Source organism: Nocardioides sp. (genome assembly GCF_036405735.1).
Classification (GTDB): domain Bacteria; phylum Actinomycetota; class Actinomycetes; order Propionibacteriales; family Nocardioidaceae; genus Nocardioides.
In genome coordinates, this window is the sequence record NZ_DASWXC010000009.1 from 15,118 (window position 1) to 35,229 (window position 20,112).

The 20,112-nt window shown below is 67.8% G+C and carries 14 protein-coding genes; 8 read left to right on the forward strand and 6 right to left on the reverse strand.

The genetic code is table 11. The features are described 5' to 3' along the window. Positions 1-49 precede the first annotated feature (49 nt). From VGE38_RS01080 to VGE38_RS01095, 4 genes are all read right to left on the reverse strand, one after another. Positions 50-2,026, reverse strand: a complete 1,977-nt coding sequence (locus VGE38_RS01080; RefSeq protein WP_331140682.1) for an ABC transporter ATP-binding protein — start codon at positions 2,024-2,026, stop codon at positions 50-52. A 55-nt stretch (positions 2,027-2,081) separates the two neighbouring features. After that, positions 2,082-3,815: an ABC transporter ATP-binding protein gene (locus VGE38_RS01085; RefSeq protein WP_331140683.1), complete on the reverse strand. Its 1,734-nt coding sequence runs from the start codon at positions 3,813-3,815 to the stop codon at positions 2,082-2,084. Then, on the reverse strand, positions 3,815-4,390 hold the full coding sequence (locus tag VGE38_RS01090; RefSeq protein ID WP_331140684.1) for a TetR/AcrR family transcriptional regulator: 576 nt from the start codon (positions 4,388-4,390) through the stop codon (positions 3,815-3,817). Before VGE38_RS01090 ends, VGE38_RS01085 begins: the two co-directional genes overlap by 1 nt. 522 nt (positions 4,391-4,912) lie before the next feature. Continuing rightward, complete coding sequence (locus VGE38_RS01095; RefSeq protein WP_331140685.1) at positions 4,913-5,299, reverse strand: hypothetical protein; 387 nt, start codon at positions 5,297-5,299, stop codon at positions 4,913-4,915. Positions 5,300-6,213: 914 nt separating this feature from the next. Here VGE38_RS01095 and VGE38_RS01100 point away from each other — a divergent pair. From VGE38_RS01100 to VGE38_RS01130, 7 genes are all read left to right on the forward strand, one after another. After that, positions 6,214-6,582, forward strand: coding sequence for a hypothetical protein (locus tag VGE38_RS01100; RefSeq protein ID WP_331140686.1), 369 nt, complete (start codon positions 6,214-6,216; stop codon positions 6,580-6,582). After that, positions 6,579-6,932 carry a hypothetical protein gene (locus VGE38_RS01105; protein WP_331140687.1) on the forward strand — a complete coding sequence of 118 codons (354 nt, stop codon included), beginning with the start codon at positions 6,579-6,581 and terminating at the stop codon, positions 6,930-6,932. Before VGE38_RS01100 ends, VGE38_RS01105 begins: the two co-directional genes overlap by 4 nt. A 1,221-nt stretch (positions 6,933-8,153) precedes the next feature. Continuing rightward, a complete protein-coding gene (locus tag VGE38_RS01110; protein WP_331140688.1) occupies positions 8,154-8,438 on the forward strand; it encodes a hypothetical protein in 285 nt (94 codons plus the stop codon). A 465-nt stretch (positions 8,439-8,903) separates the two neighbouring features. Beyond that, entirely contained in the window at positions 8,904-9,281 is a 378-nt protein-coding gene (locus VGE38_RS01115) for a hypothetical protein (protein ID WP_331140689.1), read from the forward strand. A 214-nt stretch (positions 9,282-9,495) separates the two neighbouring features. Further along, positions 9,496-15,831, forward strand: a complete 6,336-nt coding sequence (locus VGE38_RS01120) for a DNRLRE domain-containing protein (RefSeq protein WP_331140690.1) — start codon at positions 9,496-9,498, stop codon at positions 15,829-15,831. After that, a complete protein-coding gene (locus tag VGE38_RS01125; RefSeq protein ID WP_331140691.1) occupies positions 15,831-16,244 on the forward strand; it encodes a hypothetical protein in 414 nt (137 codons plus the stop codon). The genes VGE38_RS01120 and VGE38_RS01125 overlap by 1 nt, the downstream gene beginning before the upstream one ends. Positions 16,245-17,224: 980 nt before the next feature. Next, the gene (locus VGE38_RS01130) at positions 17,225-17,734 is read left to right on the forward strand and encodes a hypothetical protein (protein WP_331140692.1); all 510 of its coding nucleotides are present in this window, start codon (positions 17,225-17,227) and stop codon (positions 17,732-17,734) included. A gap of 74 nt (positions 17,735-17,808) precedes the next feature. Here the strand turns inward: VGE38_RS01130 and pdxH are convergent, their stop codons facing one another. After that, complete coding sequence (gene pdxH / locus VGE38_RS01135; RefSeq protein ID WP_331140693.1) at positions 17,809-18,450, reverse strand: pyridoxamine 5'-phosphate oxidase; 642 nt, start codon at positions 18,448-18,450, stop codon at positions 17,809-17,811. Positions 18,451-18,512: 62 nt separating this feature from the next. Between pdxH and VGE38_RS01140 the strand changes: the two genes are divergently transcribed. Then, entirely contained in the window at positions 18,513-19,628 is a 1,116-nt protein-coding gene (locus VGE38_RS01140) for a citrate synthase 2 (protein ID WP_331140694.1), read from the forward strand. A 1-nt stretch (position 19,629) separates the two neighbouring features. Here the strand turns inward: VGE38_RS01140 and VGE38_RS01145 are convergent, their stop codons facing one another. Further along, positions 19,630-20,103 (reverse strand): GNAT family N-acetyltransferase, encoded by a 474-nt coding sequence (locus VGE38_RS01145; RefSeq protein WP_331140695.1) that lies wholly within the window; start codon positions 20,101-20,103, stop codon positions 19,630-19,632. Positions 20,104-20,112 lie beyond the last annotated feature (9 nt).

The window sequence follows — 20,112 nt, forward strand, 5'->3', positions numbered from 1 at the left end:
CATACGAGCTGGTCGCTCTGGCGACCCATCCGTATGACGGCGCGAACCCTCAGGCGACCTCTTCCTCCTCGACGGGAGCGGCGAACTGAGAGCGGTAGAGCCGCGCGTAGGCGCCGTCGGCGGCCAGCAACTCCTCGTGGGTGCCCCGCTCGACGATCGCACCGGCCTCCATGACGAGGATCAGGTCGGCGTCGCGGATCGTGGAGAGCCGGTGGGCGATGACGAAGGAGGTGCGGTCGCTGCGCAGCGCCGCCATCGCCTGCTGAAGCAGCAGCTCGGTGCGGGTGTCGACCGAGCTGGTCGCCTCGTCGAGGATCAGCAGCGCCGGGTCGGCGAGGAACGCCCGCGCGATGGTGAGCAGCTGCCGCTCGCCGGCCGACAAGGAGGCGCCCTCGGCCGAGATGACGGTGTCGTAGCCGTCGGGCAGCGAGTGGACGAAGCGGTCCACGAACGTCGCCCGCGCCGCCTGGAGGATCTCCTCCTCGCTCGCGTCGGGACGCCCGTAGCGCAGGTTGTCGCGGATCGTGCCCTCGAACAACCAGGTGTCCTGCAGCACCATGCCGGTGCGCGCACGCAGGTCGGCCCGCGGGACGCCGGCGATGTCGACGCCGTCCAGCGTGATGCGGCCGGTCTGCAGCTCGTAGAACCGCATGATCAGGTTGACCAGCGTGGTCTTGCCGGCTCCCGTGGGGCCGACGATCGCCACGGTCTGACCCGGTCGGGCGACCAGCGAGAGGTCTTCGATGAGCGGCCGCTCGTCGGGGTCGTAGGAGAACGACACGTGCTCGAAGCGGACCTCGCCACTGGGCCCGCCACCGGGTACGGCGGGCAGCGATCCGGCCTCGTCGGGTGACTGCTCCGGCGCGTCGAGCAGCTCGAAGACCCGCTCGGCGGAGGCGACGCCGGACTGCAGCATGTTGATCATCGAGGCCAGCTGCGTGAGCGGCATGTTGAACTGGCGGGAGTACTGGATGAACGCCTGGACCTCGCCGACAGTCAGGTGACCGGTGGCGACGCGGAGGCCGCCGACGACCGCGACCAGGACGAAGTTCAGGTTCCCGATGAACATCATCACCGGCATGATCAGTCCGGAGACGAACTGCGCCTTGAAGCCCGCGCGGAACAGGCCCTCGTTGTGCTCGGCGAAGATCCGCTCGGCCTCGGCCTGACGTCCGAAGACGCGGACCAGCTCGTGGCCGGAGAAGGTCTCCTCGATGTGGGCGTTGAGCTGGCCGGTGCGCCGCCACTGCGCGACGAACTGACCCTGCGACCGCTTCATCACCCGACTGGCGACCAGCATCGAGACCGGCACCGACACGAGCGCGATCACCGCGAGCAGCGGGCTGATCCACAGCATCATCGCGAGGATGGAGACGACGGTGACGACGGAGGTCAGCAGCTGGCTGACGGTCTGCTGCAGCGTCTGGGCGAGGTTGTCGATGTCGTTGCTGACGCGAGACATGATCTCGCCGCGGGGCTGCCGGTCGAGATAGTCCAGGGGCAGCCGGTTCAGCTTGCGCCCGACGTCGGTGCGCAGCTCACGGACCGCCCGGTTGACGAGCCGGTTGAGCAGCAGGCCCTGCAGCCAGGCGAACAGTGCGGAGACGACGTACAGGCCCAGCACCAGCAGCAGCACCCGCGCCACCGCGTCGAAGTCGACGCCCTGGCCCGGCACCAGGTCGCGCAGGCCGGAGACCACGTCGGCGAGCCGGTCCTCCCCCTGCGCCCGCAGCCCATCGACGACCTCCTCCTGCGTGGCGCCGGCAGGAAGGTCGCGGCCGACCGCGCCGGTGAAGACGTGGTCGGTGGCCTGGCCGAGGTAGCGCGGCGCCAACGCCCCCAGCACCACGCCGGCCACCGCGAGCCCGACGATGAGGAGCAGTACGGCGCGCTGCGGGGCGAGCCGTCGCAGCAGTCGCTTCGCCGACGGCCCGAAGCTCATCGGCTTCTGGGCCACCTGCCCGTGCATGCCGGGGCCACCGCCGCCCGTGATCCGCTCGGTGGCCTTCAGCTGGCCCCTGCTCATGACATCTCCTCGCGCAACCCGCCGGTCGAGCCCGTCGAGACCAGAGCAGATCGACTCATGACATCTCCTCGGCCGTGACCTGCGACGAGCAGATCTCCTGGTACGTCGCGTTGTCGGCCAGCAGCTCCTCGTGGGTGCCGCGGCCCACGATCCGGCCGTCGTCGAGCACGAGGATCAGGTCGGCCTCACGGATCGTCGAGACCCGCTGGGCGACGATGATTACGAGCGCGTCACGCGTCTCGGGTGCGAGCGCGAGGCGGAGCCGGGCGTCGGTTGCCAGGTCGAGCGCGGAGAAGGAGTCGTCGAAGAGGTAGATCTCCGGGCGGCGTACCAGCGCCCGGGCGATGGCGAGGCGCTGCCGCTGGCCGCCGGAGAAGTTGGTGCCGCCCTGGGCGACCGCGGCATCGAGGCCGCCCTCGAGCGTCTCGACGAAGTCCCGGGCCTGGGCGACCTCCAGGGCGTGCCAGAGCTCCGCGTCGGTCGCGTCGCCCTTGCCCATCTCGAGGTTGGAGCGGACGGTGCCGGAGAACAGGAACGCCTTCTGCGGCACCAGGCCGAGCCGGCTGCCGAGCGCGCCGGGATCCCAGTCGCGGACGTCGACGCCGTCGACGCGGACGGCCCCGCCGGTGGCGTCGAAGAGCCGGGGCACGAGGTTGAGCAGCGTCGACTTGCCGGCACCGGTCGAGCCGATGACCGCCAGCGTCTGGCCGGCTCGGGCCGTGAACGAGACGTCGGTGAGGACCGGCTGCTCGGCGCCCGGGTAGCTGAAGTCGACGCGGTCGAACTCAAGCACGCCGCGTACGTCGGCATCGGTGACGCCGCGCTCGGGGGCGTGGACGGTCGTCTCGGTGTCGAGGACCTCGCCGATCCGGTCGGCGCACACGGCGGCGCGCGGGATCATCATGAGCATGAACGACCCCATCATCACGCTCATCATCACCTGCATCAGGTAGGACAGGAACGCGGTCAGCGGGCCGACCTCCATCTCGCCGGCGTCGACCCGGTGGCCGCCGAACCAGATGACGCCGACGGCGGCGACGTTGACGACGAGCAGCATCAGCGGGAAGAACGTCGCCATCCAGCGGCCGGCCCGCAGGGACACGTCGGTGAGCGCCTCGTTGGCGACCTCGAAGCGCTCCTCCTCCGCGCGCTCGCGGACGAACGCGCGCACCACCCGGATGCCCTGGATCTGCTCGCGCAGCACGCCGTTGACCCGGTCGAGCCGCTGCTGGACCAGCCGGAAGTACGGCACGATCCGCGTCACCACGGCGCCGACCACGAGGAAGAGCGCGGGGATGAGCACGGCGAACAGCCACGCCAGGTTGCGGTCCTGGTGCAGCGCCATCAGCACCGACCCGACCATCATGATCGGGATCGTCACGGCCATCGAGCAGGCGAGGTAGGCCAGCATCTGCACCTGCTGGACGTCGTTGGTCGTGCGGGTGATCAGGCTGGGCGCGCCGAAGCGCCCGACCTCGTAGGCGCTGAAGGAGCCGACCCGGTGGAACAGGGCCGCCCGCAGGTCCCGGCCGAAACCCATCGCGGAGCGCGCGGCGCACCAGATCGCCGCGATGGAGCAGGCAATCTGGGCCAGCGAGACCGTGAGCATGACGGCGCCGGTGCGCACGATGTAGCCGGTGTCGCCCTGGGCGATGCCGCCGTCGATGATGTCGGCGTTGAGCGCCGGGAGGTAGAGCATCGCCCCGGTGCTGACGAACTGCAGCCCGACGATGGCCAGCAGCCAGCCACGGTAGGGACGCAGGTAGCCGCGCAGAAGTCGGAGGAGCATCAGTTCTCTCTCGTGAGTACGCCGTGGAGCAGGGTGTCGACGATCTGCTCGGGGGTCAGCAGGCGGCTGTCCGCCAGGTGCGGGTTGCTGCCGGCGAACGTCAGCAGCCGGAGCATGTGCACCAGCATCGCGGGCTCCACCGACAGTCGGTCGGCGTCGGGCTCGACGACGGCCACCATCGCGCGCTCGAGCTCGTCGAGCGCTCGGTGGCGATCCTCGTGCGGCCCGGGCGGCGGCCCCATGATCCCCATCGCGCGCATCAGGCCGAACGTCGCCTGGAACCGCTGTTGCAGGATGCTCGTGACGGTGAGCAGCCGCTCGCGCAGCGGCAGGGCGGGATCGATCTCCGCGACCCGAACCAGCAGCTGACCGGGCCGGAACGCCTGGGCCAGGGCCGCCTCGACCAGCGCGTCCTTGGTCGGGAACACCCGGAAGATCGTGCCCTCCGCCACCCCTGCCGCTTCCGCGATCAGCCGCGTCGTCACGTTGCGGCCGTGCTGGTAGAGCAACGGCACCGTCGCGTCGACGAGGGCGGCGCGGCGCTCCTCGGGGGTCAGCGGACGAGCACGGGGCATCCCGCCACCTTAAGTGAGTGAGCACTCACTCACAACCGCGTTTCCGCTGTTCCACACAGCTTCTTGGCAACCAGGTCACAAGTCCGCGGGGCGGGAGCCGGGAGTCACTACGAACGCATGGACCTTCGATCGCGAGCGAGCCAGCCTTGGCGTCGCCTCCCTGCGGGAAGGAGGACAGGCGGATTCAGGATCAGGAGCTGGGGGCGAAACATGAACGAACCATCCGAGGCTCGGGAGTCTCCGCGGCGGAGGCGCCCGAGATGAAGGTCGCTCTGCTGTGCATGTGGATCGCCTGCGCCGCTCTGGTCTGGTGGGACTCCCGCAGACACGGCTTCGCGCTCGGTCGCCCGGAGCCGGGAGCCGGCGCTTTCAGTCCGTGGGCCTGGGCCGCCGGCACTGTCCTGCTGCCCGTCGTCTTCCTACCGCTGTACGTCGCCATGCGGTATCGCTTCCTCCGCTCGAGGAGGCGCGGCCGGAATTCCTCGCAGACGTCGGCATAGCGGACCGGCCCGTTGCCGCCGGTCAGCGACGCGAGCGCTCGCGATCGCGCAGCCACCATTCGGTCAATACGACGCCGGCCAGGATGCTCGGCAACGCGAGTTGGTCGAACCGGACTCCCCCGGCCGTGCCGACCGAGACGGAGCCGAAACACAGCCCCACGATCATCGCGAGGACGAAGAGGGCGGCGAGCAACCCGAACCGATCAGCGAGGTTCCGGCGGTACAGCAGCTGCCACGCGACGCCGACGGACAAACTGATCAAGAACCACGCGCCGAGAAGCACTCGCACCGCCACGCCGTCCGCGTCGGTCGACACAAACGAACCGACGACCAGCGTCACCACAGGCAGGATCCATGCCCAGCGCCGCTCCTGGGTGTCCTGCGTCTCCAGCTCAAGAATGGGGGCCACCTGCCAATGATGGCCCCGGCAGTCCAGGTGCGGGAGCTACAACCGCATCCTCTGGTCTGCCGGTCGACACTTCTTGGCATCCGCGTCACAACTCCCGGAGCGCTCAGCTCCCCGCGGCCGCGAAACACCGCCGTTGCCCGTCATCGGGATGGGATGGTGTCCGCATCCCGCTCCGGAGACCCGGGCCTTCCGTGAGGAGCTAAGCGTCCGTTGGCGAGGTAGCGCAGGGTCAGCACTTCTAGCCGCGGGATCTGTGGTCGATAGCGGGGAGACAGCGTGCTGCCCTTGACGTTGTCTGGCTTCTCGAAAGAGATCGTCGAGCTCGGCCTCCTCCTCGCACTCGGCGCGGTCTTCATTGTGGGCGCACTCGCCGTGAACGCCACCATCCGGCTCTGAAAACCCGATTACCGACGTGTGGCGGTGGGCCCACCTCCTGGCCATGACCCCGATGACCCCGATGCCGAGTTCGCCAGTGCCGGACACTGGTTCACGGTCGAAGCGTGGCCCGCACTGACGCCGGTCGCATTCGTGCGTTCCCTTCTGGACAACCCAACGGGCTTCCTCGCGTTCCTGATCCTCGGTCTGCCCTTAATGGCTGCTGTGCAGTTCCTGGACACGCGATACAAGGTCTGCATCTACCGGGGAAGGTATCGACCGCCGTTGGTCCGACTGGTCGGTGTCGAGTTCTTCGACGACGAAGCGGCGGCCACACAGCGTCAGCGCGAGCTGCTCGAGTCATGGCGCCCGGAGCCCTACCTCCACGTTGCACCGCTCCGCCGCAAGGCGGTAGCCGACCTCCGGCGGGCCCACGGGCGGAGGACGACTGAGCGCACAAGCGCACGACAACGTCACCATAGTTGGACCACGGACTAGCGGATGAAACGATCAAGACTGCGACGCCGAGGAGTCGGTTGATGCTCGATTCTTCGCGTGACCCCATTCAGTTCAACCCCGGACCGCACGACGTGCGGATTGTTCAAGGGGCGCACGTCTACTACGTCCGCGCCATCAAACGAGGCGAACTGTTCCTGGGCGGAGGCCTGGCCGGGATCGAGGGGCTCGTCTTCGCAGCAACGATCGGAGTCCTCCTGCATCTCAGGAACGCAAAGGACTCGCATTGGAAGGTGGGTGTGGTGCGGTACAGGCGCGACGGGTCGGGTCTCATCCGCGTGGCGCACAAGGAGAAGGCCACCTCGCTGGCAGGTGCCGAAGCCCTCCGCGAACGACTTGCGGCCAAGGTTCGAGCCGGCGGCTTCGCCCCCGAACGGCGAGGCACCTCATGACGCCCACTGAGGCCATCGTGCGTCTCCCCGACGCGCGCGGCCCTGATGGCGTGCCGGTCACCGTGCGGGTGGAGCCGGCGGTCGCACGCCTGCGCCGCTGGCGTCGCAGGCTCACTCTCCCGAATCCGCTCGTCGACCCGTTCACCAAGGCTGTCGCCTACCGGCATCTGCCGGCGCCCGTGCAGCGGCGAGTTCTGCACACCCGGTGGGTCGTCGACATCGAAGCCGACACCGGGGAGAGGTGCCGTCTGCCCGCGACGAACCGCGACGAGGCCTTGGCCCGTGCGCACGAGGTCCGAGCCAGCATCACGCGCGACGGCGTCGACTTTCTGCGAACCGTCGTCCGCTGACGGGACAGCGACGACCGCTGCGCACACCGACTTCGCCGCCGCAAGGCGCACGTCGTCGGACCGCGCGCCTCCCACAAACGCCAGTTTCTTGGCATGTACGTCACAAGTTCGGCCAGATCTGCTGGCAATCCGGTCGCAAACCTCCGCTGACGCAGTAGCGCGTCTGGGACCTTCCTCGGCGTACGGTCCGAAGACGGGCTCTGGCTAGGAGGGGAAGATCGTCGTAATGAGCTCAGATCCGACTCCGGGCAGAGGCCGACTTACGCGCCATGCCCCGGCGCGGCCCTCCGGAGTCCTCTACTTTGTGGTAACCCTGTTGTCGTTCAGACAGTTCTTCGCCGCTAACAGCCTGCCGCTCCGTGCGACATGGCTGGGCATCGCCGCGATAACGATCCTCTTGATAGTTCACGCGCTGAGGCGATCTACTCCGTCGTCGAGGCTCTGGCGGCTTGGCCTAGCACTATATTCTGTCGTGCTTTTGACCTATTTCGTCGGACAACCGGAGACGGGGATCCAACCCATCGTATTGTTTGCGGGCGCCGGCTTCCTCGATAGTGCTTACAGGGTGTTCCTGCTTAGGACCGATTCCCCCCTCCCCCGAACCGGCGCCAACGAGCCGCACCATGATCGACCGAACAGGCCTTAGACATGACGAGACTTCTTTATGTTCTTATCTTTATCGCCGTGACATCATTCTTCGTCGCCAAAGAGAATTGGGCGCCGCTGATCACGATGGCGGCGATCTTCGCCGGCGGATTGATTTGGGAGTTCATTCGCAACTTGAAAACCGAACCGACGCGTCCCGCGACAAGACGTCGGCGGACACACTAAACGAATCCGTTCGGGGCAAGGTCCTCACGACCTCGGCGGGCTGGATGGGATCATTTAGTAGGCATTCAAGATTGAGGCTCACGTGAAGGTGAATGTGGCGGTGTGTGTACGCCTGGCGAGGGAGACGACGTTTCTTCCGATGCTCGCCGGGCTGCTTGCGATAGCGGGTGGGTTAGGACTCTTCGAGGCGTCGCTTGGGAACCAGTGTTTCGGGGTTTCGGGCGCGCTGATCATTGCCCTGGTCACGCATCGTCCGCTCGACCAGATACGCGTGGGTTTGGGGACTCTGAATGGCCTGGGGATCCGCCATCGATTCCACTCCACCGATCCGCGGCGCTCGCCGGACCGGTATCCGCCTCTCCAGGGTCGCGCAGGAAGGCTCGAAGCTAGATGACCAAAGACCACACAGGTGTTGCAGCGGTGATAGGCGAATCTACATTCGCGCTCACCTTGCTTTTCGCGAACTCATGGATCCTTGTAACAGGCAAGGCTGTATGGTTTCTTGACTACGGAAGGGCCCCGGCGGCGCTGTCAGGCGTCTTTTATATCCTCTTGATCGTTTCGACGGTTCGAGGCGCGAATGGTCGACCGATGTTTCCGCTGTGGCTCCTGACCTTGCAGTTCGCGAGTCTGTCGGCGGCGATTGTTGCGGCCGTCGCCGGGCCCGTTCCGTAGTGGCGATTCCCGTGCGCCCCTTGTCCTCCGCTGTCCGACTGATTTTATTTCTAGCGCCCGGACTGCCTGCAGCGAGCCTGGCGGGGATGCTTTGTCTTTATGAGCTGCAGGACGGCGTGCGACAACTGGCGACGATCGGCGTTCTTGTTGGAGGGTTCAACCTCGGCTGGGGGTTATGCAAGTGGCGCCAGTCTCGGCCCTCCAGGAATCCCTGAGGACCATTTGATCGCCGCGAAGAGGCAATCGCTGCCAGTCCCGCCCGTCCCTTGACCCCTTCCATCGAGCGACGGCGAGCATTCACGATCGCGCAGCCAATATTGCCCGTTCGGGATGGCATGGTGTCCGCGTCCCGCCCATGCAGACGCGGGCCTTCCTCAAGGAGTTGAACGTGCCATGGACGGCGCCTCACATCGCCCAGCATCCCGGCGCGCGCTTCATCGCCGAACGGCCGCACCCTTGTGCACGTTGGCACGCCTCAAGCGTCTCGGCGGCAAGCGCTTGGCAATCGTTGCGGCCCTTGAGGCGTGCGCCGTCGGATGCATCGCAACGGCGCACATCTTCGGAAGTCTGGCGGGCACCGTGCTGGCAATCGTGGGCGCCCTCGGTCTGCTGACGGCTCCTGCCTGGCGCCCGCCAGTAGCGCTTGCTGTCGTCAGTGCTTCACTTCTGATAGCGCTTCTGGGTGGGTTCGCCCCGTTCGGGCGGATGGGCATCCTGCTTGCCCTGGGAGCATTCCCGTGGCTGGCCCTCGCGGCCTTCGACGAGTTCGCGTACGTCGAACCGCTGGAGTCGGACCCTGCCGACGGAGGCGGGGATCGACTTCCTACAGACGACCACCTCTGACTCCGACGGCAGACGGCCGAGCGGGGCACACCGGCTCGCCCGGAGGGCGTGCGTCGTCAGATCCGCGCCGTAAGACGCCTGTTTCTTGGCATGTACGTCACAAGTTCGGCCGGATCTGCGGAAAATCCGGTCACAAACCCCCGCCGACCGAGTAACGCGTCTGGGACCTTCCTCGGCGTACGGCCCGAACACGGGCTCTGGCTAGGGGGTTGGTTTGTCGGGTCGTCGGTATGTCGTCGTGCTGGTCGTGGCTTGTGCGATGGCGTGGGCGTTGGTGACCTCGTCGTTGCAGCCGTTGGCGGTGGCTGCCGAGCCGACACCGGCGGCGAAGTCGGCGAAGGAGGCGGCTGACTCCGACGGTGACGGCCGTCCTGACGGGCCGGACGCCGGCTCAGCGGCCGTGGCGGCGCGCGAGCTCCGGACTGGTGTGGAGGACCTGTCGCAGCGGACTCCGACCCGGCAGGTGTTCATCAACCCCGATGGCACGTGGACCAGGAAGCTCTCGGTGGCGCCGGTGCGTGCCCGGGATCCGAAGACGGGAACGTGGGGGCCGATCGACACGACGCTGGTGGAGCGCGAGGGGGGTTGGCGGCCGGCCAACGCTGTGGGCGAGTTGTCGTTCTCCGATGGCGGCGGCGAGCCGTTGGCGCGGATGACCGATGAGACCGGCCGGGAGGTGGCGTGGTCGTGGCCGACCGTGCTGCCGGCTCCGACGGTTGAGGGCTCGAAGCTGACCTATCCCGACGTGGTCCCGAACGGTGACCTGGTGGTCGAGGCGCTGGCGGACGGCTTCTCGCACTCGGTGGTGCTGCGCGCGGCCCCCGAGGGGCCGTTGCGGTTGCCGATGCTCGTCGCGGCCGACGGCGCGAAGCTGACCCGGGGCAAGCACGGGTCGCTCACGCTCACGACAGACGACGGTGAGCCAGTCGTGAGTGCTCCGGCGCCGCTGATGTGGGACGCCACGGTGGACCGGGGTGCCCGCACTGACGCGAACACCGAGGCCGGCGCGTCGCGTCCTCGTGCGGTCGACGTGGCGGTGACGGACAAAGGGAAGGGCACGAGGGTCGTGCTGAAGCCGGATGCGGCGTTCCTAGCCGACCCGGGCACGGCGTATCCGGTCACCATCGACCCGACGTACACGCTGGGCCCGGCGGGTGGTTACGCGGGGCTGAACCCCTCCGACATCGACTACGACTTCTACACCGTGGGCCGGTTCCCGTCGGGGGAGGCGGGCCGGCTGTTGGTGGACTTCGATGAGGCCACCTCGGCGGGAGAGACGATCACCGCCGCGTCGCTCTCGCTCCCGGTGGAGTACTCCTCGGATTGCGCCACCCACACCATCGCGGTCCAGCGGCTGACCTCGGCCTGGTCGCCGGAGGCGGTGACGTGGGCGAGTCAGCCCAGTGCGTCCACGGCGGATGCAGCGGTCACGGTGCAGCCGGCGAGCGCCGGGGTGGGCTGCGCCACGCAGCGCAGTGACAGCTGGGACATCACCGCCATCGCCCAGGCGTGGGCAGGCGGTGCGACGAATGACGGGCTGCGGGTGGTGGCGGCCGATGAGACCGCAGCGCAGCTACGGGAGTACGACGCTGCCGCCGCGGTGTTGTCGATCACCGGCTCGGGGGCTCCGCTGGCCGCGGCGGTGCCGATGCCGAGCGACTCCCAGACCTGGGCGGGTCAGTGGTACACCCGGACCGCGACCCCGGAGTGGACCACCTCGGCGGTTGACCCGGACCTGACCACGGTGCGCTATCGGGTCGAGGTCCACGACTCCACCGACCCGACTTCGACGGCGGTGGCCTCCTGCACGACCGGATACGTCGCCTCCGGGGCCCCGGACTCCTGCACGCCGAACGATGCTCTGCCCAACGGCACCTACTACGTACGGGCGCGGGGCGAGGACGGCACCCTGGCCGGTGCGTGGTCGAAGTGGCACACCACCACCATCAACAGCACCGTGCCCGCGGCCGTGCAGGTGACCTGCCCCGGCACGGCCGACCAGCACTGGTATGGGACCCGGCCGGCCGCCTCGATGACGTGCACCGCCGCCAGCACCGGGTCGGTGCAGCTGGAGTGGAAGCTCAACGGCGCCACCCAGTCCGTGCTGAACGCGAACCAGCAGGGCACGGCGACCACGCCCGCGATCGCGATTCCCGCCTCGGGGTGGACCAGCATCGAGGTCCGGGGCGTCTCGAACGCCGGGCTGGCCACCGCTTGGACCGAGTACGCCTTCGGCACCGGCCAGGGATGGCTGATCAGCCCCACACCCGGGGCGACGAGCGCGACCACGTTCGAGATCGAGGCAGCCGGCGCGAGCGGCGCGACCAGCGCGGTCCTGCAGTGGCGGGCGGGCAGCACCGACACCTGGAAGGTCGCCACCGAGCTGTTCACCGCCGGCCACCAGGCTTGGGATGGCCACGTGAACGACAACGGGTCGATGTCCACCCTGCCGGCGGTGACGTGGCGCCCCGCCGCCGAGGCCGGGATGACGATTCCTGGCGCCATCGACGTCCGGGTCGTGTTCAGCGACGGCACCTACACCACCCCGACACAGACCAGCCCAGTCACGGTCGCGGCCCATGCCGCCGGCAACGCCGCACCGACCGTCTCGGTGGGTCCCGGTAGCGTCCAACTGGGCAGTGGTGAGTTCCAGACCGGCGCGGTCGACGCCGCGGCGGGCGCCTTGGCGGTCTCCCGCACCCACCTGTCCAACGCCGCCCCCGAGACGGGCGCTGCTGGGGTGTTCGGTCCGGGCTGGGCGGCGTCCCTCGACGGTGGCGCAGCGGCGTTGACCGTGACCGATCAGCGGGCCACGAACTCCAGCATCTTGTTCACCGCCCCCGACGGGACGGTCGACACCTACCGCAGCAGCGAGCCGGCCGCCACCAACGTGTCCGGCGAGTTCGCCGCCACCGGCGACGCCCGTGCCTTGGGCGTCACCGTCGACCTCGACCGGGACAGCGGCAAGCTGACCTACACCGAGACCGGCGGCACCGTCACCACCTTCGAACGCACCGCAGGCCGCTGGCTGCCAACCTCCACCGTCGGCGCGGCGGCGGAGTCGACGACCAGCTACTACTACGGCAGCAACGGGCTGCCGTCGTGGATCATCGCCCCGGCCCCCACGGGCCTCACCTGCACTCCGGCCTCCCTGCCGGCCGGCTGCCAGGCACTCCAGCTGACCTACACCACGGTCAACGGCGCCGCGCGAGTAGCCCGCATCGACCACCACGCCTGGGACCCCAAGCTCAACGACGCCGACGGCGACGCCGGGAACGACGGGCTGCCCGACGCCGGTGCCGCCGTGGTCGCGACGGCGGTCGCCAAGTACGCCTACAACACCGACGGCACGCTGCAGTCGGTCTGGGACCCCCGAGCCGGTGACGGCGCGGCGGCGTTGAAGACCAGCTACGGCTACGCCACCTCGGCCGGGCTCACGCGGGTCACCAGCGTCACCCCGCCGGGAGAGAAGACGTGGCAGATCAACTACGACGCCACCGGCGCGGTAGCCACCATCACCCGGCAACTCGATCCCGCGGTCGGCAGCGGCAACGCCACCTGGACCATCAAGTACGGGCTCAAGCTCAACGCCGAAGGCGACGGCCTGCCGAACATGTCCTCGGACAAGACCGCCGCGTGGGGCCAGCGCGCCGCCGACGCCCCTGACACCGGGGCCGCGGTCTTCGGGCCCGACAAGGTCCCGGCCGCCCAGCCCACGGCCGACGACTTCACCTACGCCACCCTCTACTACTGGAACACCGCCGGGCGGCTGACCAACACCGCCACCTACGGCGGCAAGTGGCAGATCAGCACCACCCGGTACGACGCCATGGGCAACGAGATCTGGTCGATCACCCCCGAGATCAAAGCCCAGATCCTCAACAGCCCGGTCCCACCGGAAAGCTCGGCGGCGATGGCCGACAACTCCGCGACCTGGACCTTCTACAACGCCGAGGGCACCCGCGTCGAGGCCCAATACGGCCCGATCGTCCACGCCACCACGAAGAACGGCACCCGACTGGGCCTGCGGTCACTGACCCAATACCTCTACGACGACGAGGTCGACGCCTCACTGGTCCCCGGTCGGCCCACCACCGACGTGCCCGAGGGTGGCTACGGGCTGGTCGTCGAGACCCGCTCCTCGGCCACCGACGAGCGCATCCCAGGCACCTGGGCCATCACCCAGGCTCCCGGCCAGGCCGACACCCCACCGCCGGTCGGCGTGAGCGTCTACGACACCACCAAGACCCGCTACCGCTACGACACCGCGATCACCGGCTCCGTGAACGGCTGGGGTCTCTACCAGGCCACGGCGGTGCTGCAGCAAAACGGTGCCGGCTGGGACACGACCAGCTACGGCTACAACGCAGCCGGTGGCCTGATCGCGGAGATCACTCCCGAAGGGGTCGCCACCGGCCAGGCCACCCGGCGGCACAACACCGTGTACTACACCGCCGACGCCTCGGCCTCACGCAACGAGTGCGACAACAAGCCCCAATGGGCAGGCCTGCCCTGCTGGGAAGGCCCCCACGCCCAGCCCACCGACGGCTCCACCCTGCCCGCGATCAGCCACACCGGCTACGGCCGTGACCTGGCCCCGACCCGTCAGGTCACCCAAAGCGGCACCGCCACCAAGACGGTCGTCGCCGGCTACGACGCCGCCGGCCGATCCACCAGGAGCTCGATCTCGAGCACGGGGGTGACCGGTGCCACCATCACGACCACGACCGGCTACAGCACCACCAATGGCCAACCGACCACGGTGGGCAACGGCACCGCCACGATGACCACCAGCTACGACACCTGGGGCCGGGTCACCAGCCAAACCGACGGAGCCGGCAACACCGCCACCACCAGTTACGACACCGCCGGCAACGTCGCCACCCACAACGACGGCAAGGGCACCTACACCTACGGCTACGACCAGACCCTCGACGGCAAGATCGAGCGACGCGGGATGGTGACCACCCTCGGCGTCGGCATCAGCGGGGTGATTCCGCTCGAAGGCAGCTACGACAACGACGGTCACCTCATCGAGCAACGCTACGGCGCCCCCGTCTACGGCACCCGCAACGGTCTCAGCTGGGGCTACGACATCGCCGGCAACCTCATGAATCGGGCGGCCGCCTCCGGCCTCGCCTACGTCGCCAGCGTTCGCGAGTTCGACGTCAACGGACGCACCACCCGCACCCGTAGCTACGGCACCGGCATGGTCCTCAGCAGGACCGAGACCTACACCTACGACGACCGCGGGCGCCTCCGCTCGGTCGCCGACGACGGACCCGGAGCAGCGGAGTGCACCACCCGCACCTACACCCTGACCACGGACTCCAACCGCACCAGCCTCACCACCTACGGCCCCGACGCCAACGGAAACTGCCAAAGCAGCACCGGCGGCAACGCCACCACCTCCACCTACGACGCCGCGGACCGGATCACCACCACCGGGTACGCCTACGACGCCCTCGGCCGCACCACCACCCTGCCCGCCGCCCACACCACCAACCCCAGCGGCGGCGCACTGACCGTGACCTACCAGGTCAACGACATGGTCAAGACCCTCACCCAAGGCTCGACGACCCAGACCTACACCCTCGACCCGCTCGGACGGATCTCCACCAAGACCCAGACCGTCAACGGCGTCGACGTAGCGGTGACCACCAACCACTACGCCGACACCACCGACAACCCCGCCTGGAGCGAGTTCAAGACCCGACCCAACGCCACCACCGCCTGGACCACCGCCTGGACCCGCTACGCCAGGGGCATCGACGGCACCCTCGCCATCACCCAGGCATCCGGACAAACACCCATGGCCGCCGAATACGACGTCAACGGCAACATCATCGGACACTTCGCCATCGGGTCAGCCATCCAACCCTCGGCCACCGCCAGCTACACCGAATTCGGCACCCTCACGCCCGGCTCCACCAACCCCGGGCGCTACGGATGGCTCGGTGCCGCCCAACGCGACACCGACACCCTCGGCGGCCTCACCCTCATGGGAGCCCGCGTCTACAACCCCATCACCGGCCGCTTCCTCTCCCGCGACCCCATCCGCGGAGGCAACGACAACGCCTATATCTACCCCGCCGACCCCGTCAATAAAATGGATGTCAATGGGCAATTCTGGGGATGGGTAACGAAGATTGCGAAGAGTGCGGTCGCGGTCGGCCTGAACATCGGGCTTAGCAGCCTCATCGTCAAATTCGCGTGCGGGGGACTGGCAGTCGCATCGATCCTCTGCGTCGGCCTCGCCAGTGCAGCAGCGTCCTTCGTATCAACGATTGTTAATCGTGTCTTCATGCAAGGAAAGAGTGTGAGTTCAAGCATTGCTCCCGCGATAGTCGCCGCGGAGCTAGGATTCATCTCTGGAGTCGCAGGAAAGAACATTCCAAAAAGCAAGATCGTGAGGGCTCTAGGGAACATCAAGACTTTTGCCAGCCAAGCGTCTAGTATGCTCAAGGGACTCGGTCACGAAAAGACAGCCTACGGACTGGTCACCGGACTCAACGCTGTGGCTAACTACTTGATCGCGAGGTATTCCTGATGCGTTCGCCAGACAAGGCGACCCAAGGTCCAGATATTACGAATCCGGAGGCTTGGTTCGCGGACGGAGACTATTGCTACAAGGTCTACGTTCTTCCGGTGAAGTTTCCAATGTCGCATTGGATGGACGAGCCGTCGGAGCTCATGGGCGCTCTACTGGGAATTGTCTACGGCGTGGTTGGAATGTGGATCGCGCGCTTGATCGACCCCCACTGGAAGGTAGTCGTATGCCGCCTCAAGCCAGGGCGCCTTGGGCGGTGGAGAACCCTCTCGATCGAAGTCTTTGATTCTCAGGAAATGGCAGACGCTGAGCGCGCGGCGATACTTGAATCATGGGAATTGGGGCGGCTTGCCAATGCGATGCCGCTGAGCAGAACGCAATCGAAAGAAGCGCTTCACCGTAAATCGATGTGATTTTACAGAGGCAGGCACTGAGGCGCGTGGTGCGCGCGCACGATGGAGGCTGTCGTGACGTGAATGAGGCGGCATGTGTACGCCCGGCGGGGCAGACGACATTTCTGCCGATGTTCGGCGGACTGCTCCGCGCTAGCGGCCGGGATAGGACTCGTCGAGGCGTCGCTTTGGCACCAGTGCCTGGGGGTGTCGGGCGCACCGATGATTGCCCTGATCATGCATTGCCCGTCCACTGAACTATGTGAGCATCGTCGTTCCTTTTTCCAAGGAGTCCCTCGGCTCTTGGGCTGGGGCGCTTAGGACGGGCGTCGCACACAGCTCGGCCAGTGCGTCATCTGGACTTCTCGTCCACTTAGCAAGGTCGGAGGTTAGGTATTGTGGCAGTAGATGAGCAGAGTCGACCTTTCGTGGTGTTTTGCATATTGTTCTCGTCGCTGAACACCCTCGGAGTGTTGTACCCGCCGGACGGCGGGATCATCCCGAGGATTGTGGTCGCGTTGACGCTAACGTCCTTGGCGGGCGGCCTAACGATCCTTTCTCAGCGATGAGGCCGGTGGGATCTGGCCATGACTCGGGCGTGCCGTTTGGCCAATCGCTTCCCTCCTCGCGGCTCTCTATCCTCGCGAGCATTGACGCTCGAGGACTGAAATGTCCGCCTGAAGAGATGTGACGAAAATGCCTCGGTGGGATCTAAAACGACTGTCCGGACGATGGTGGCCCGGCCCATTGGCGTTGACACTTGGCGCTTTCTTGGTCGTCTGGAGCGAAGTGGACACGCTGCCGTTCGGGGTGCGGACTGTCGGCTACTGGACTGGGGGGATCGGTGCGTGGCTAGTCGGAAGACGGCTCCCCCGGCGCACTGATTCGTTTGACGCCAACCGTCTGCCACCCTCTGGTCCGGGCGCAAGCAAGGAGGGCGACTGAAGCCGTTGAGTAGACCCTGGACCTTAGAGGATGGCGCTCCTCTCGAGACGGGCATCGTGACCGAACTGCAGGAGCTCGGTCTCCTGTTGGCGATCGGCGTCGTAGGCTATGTCCTCATTGTGGCCGTGAACGCGATCATCAGGATCTGGAAGCCAGATTATGGGACCCCTAGCGGACCACCTCCGGGGCACGACCCCGATGACTTGGATGCGGAATTTGTGAGCAGCGAACACTGGTTCTCCGTCGAGATTTGGCCCGCCTTGACACCAGTGCCTCTGATCAGGTCAATGACCGACAACGGTCAGGGATTTCTGGCATTCGTGATCGTAGGGATCCCACTGATGGCCGTGCTGCAGCGAATCGACACACGATTCAAGGTGTGTGTCTACCGTGGAAAGCATCGAGCGCCAGCGGTGAGACTAGTGAGCGTCGAGTTCTTCGACGAAGAAAGTGCGGCGGAGCGGCATCAGATTCACCTGCTCCAGACGTGGGACCCTGAGAAGTACCTCCACTCGCGGCCGCTCAGCCCCAGGGCGGTATCTCGGATCAGACGGTCGACGAGATAGACGACAGGTGAGTGGTGATGAACACGCTCAGGTCGCCGCCGAGGTCTGCGCTTGAAGCCGCGTAGACAGAAGCGCTACGGCGCCAGGCGCTCCGTGACCCACCCGCCGTCGACCCGCCGATAGACCAGCCGGTCGTGCATCCGTCCGGTCCGCCCCTGCCAGAACTCCACCGTCTCGGGAAGCACCCGGAAGCCGCCCCACTCATCCGGCACCGGGACATCGGCGCCGTCGAAGCGGGCCGCCGCGTCGTCGTACGCCGCCTCGAGCTCGTCGCGACCGGAGACGACGGTGGACTGGTGCGACGCCCACGCGCCGAGTTGGGAGCCGCGGGGGCGGGAGGCGAAGTACGCCTCGACCTCGGTCCGGGGAAGCGGCTCAGCGACGCCGTCGACCCGGACCTGCCGCTCGAGGACGTGCCACGGGAACAGCAGTGCGCAGCGGGGGTTGGCGGCGAGCTCGTGGCCCTTGCGGGAGCCGAGGTTGGTGTAGAAGACGAAGCCACCGTCGGAGAGCCCCTTGAGCAGCACGAACCGCGAGGACGGCACGCCGTCCGGCGTCGCGGTGGCGACCACCATCGCGTTGGGCTCATGGACACCGGCAGCCGCGGCCTCGGCGTACCACCGCTCGAACATCGTCACCGGGTCAGCGGCCAGGTCGGCTTCCGACAGCCCGCCCCGGGCGTAGTCCTCCCGCCGGGCAGCGAGATCGAGGTCCATGACATCGCAGCCTAGGACGTCAGGCAGAATGCCGGAGGCAGCACGACGCGAAGGAGCTGGACATGACTCTGGACACCACACAGGTACACCACGGCCTGGAGGGCGTCGTCGCCTTCGAGACCCAGATCGCGGAGCCCGACAAGGAGGGCTCGGCACTGCGCTACCGCGGCGTCGACATCGAGGAGCTCGCCGGCCGGGTGCCCTTCGAGAACGTCTGGGGCCTGCTCATCGACGGCTCCTACACGCCCGGGCTGCCGCCCGCGGAGGCCTACAACCTGCCCGTGCACACGGGCGACGTCCGCGTCGACGTGCAGGCCGCCATCGCGATGCTCGCGCCCGCCTTCGGCTTCGGCCAGTCCTACGACATCTCCGACGAGCAGGCCCGCGAGGACCTCGCCCGGGTGGCGGTCATGGTGCTCTCGTACGCCGGACAGTCGGCCCGCGGCCTGCACAAGCCGGTCGTCCCGCAGCGCCTCGTCGACGAGGGCCGGACGCTCGCTGAGAAGTTCCTCATCCGCTGGCGCGGCGAGGCCGACCCGGCCCACGCCCACGCGATCGACGCCTACTGGTCCTCCGCGGCCGAGCACGGCATGAACGCCTCGACCTTCACCGCCCGGGTCATCACCTCCACCGGCGCCGACGTCGCCGCCGCGTTCTCCGGCGCCATCGGCGCGATGAGCGGCCCCCTGCACGGCGGCGCGCCGTCCCGCGTCCTCGGGATGATCGAGGACGTCGAGAAGAACGGCGACGCCCGCGCCTATGTCAAGAACCTGCTGGACTCCGGCGAGCGGCTGATGGGCTTCGGCCACCGCGTCTACCGCGCCGAGGACCCGCGGGCCCGCGTGCTGCGGCGCACCGCGCGCGAGCTCAACGCCCCGCGCTTCCAGGTCGCCGAGGCCCTCGAGCAGGCCGCGCTCGCCGAGCTGCGTGAGCGCCGCCCCGACCGCGTGCTCGAGACCAACGTCGAGTTCTGGGCCGCGATCGTGCTCGACTTCGCCCAGGTCCCGGCGCACATGTTCACCTCGATGTTCACCTGTGCGCGCACCGCCGGCTGGTCGGCCCACATCCTGGAGCAGAAGAAGACCGGCCGCCTGATCCGCCCCTCGGCGGTGTACGCCGGGCCCGGCACCCGCCCGGCCGACTCGATCGACGGCTGGAACCCCGACTGGGCGCAGTGACCTACGGGTCCAGCCGCTTGGCGTAGCAGCGGTTCGTCGGCGAGCTGGCGTAGAAGCCGAACCCCTCGACCCGCTCGTAGCCCGAGGACTCGTACAGCGCGATCGCCTCGGGCTGCCGGGCGCCGGTCGAGAGCACCATGACCTCGAACCCGGCGTCCCGGGCGGTCTGCTCGAGGTGGGCGAGCATCCGGCGGGCCAGCCCGCGGCGAGCGGCTTCCGGCACGACGTACATCCGCTTGATCTCGGCCGTCTGGGACGAGCCGAGCCGCTCGATCCCCTCGCGGCGCCACGCGCCCGTCGCGACGGGGACGCCGTCCAGGTAGCCGACGAAGAACGCGCCGTTCGGGGCCGCGAACATCGCCGGGTCGGTCGGGTCGTCGTCGCGGCCGCCGTACCGCTCGGTGTAGACGCTCTGCACCTGCTCCACCAGTGGCCCGACGTCGGGGTGGTCGAACGGGACCTGGCGGATCTCCACGGGTGCTGG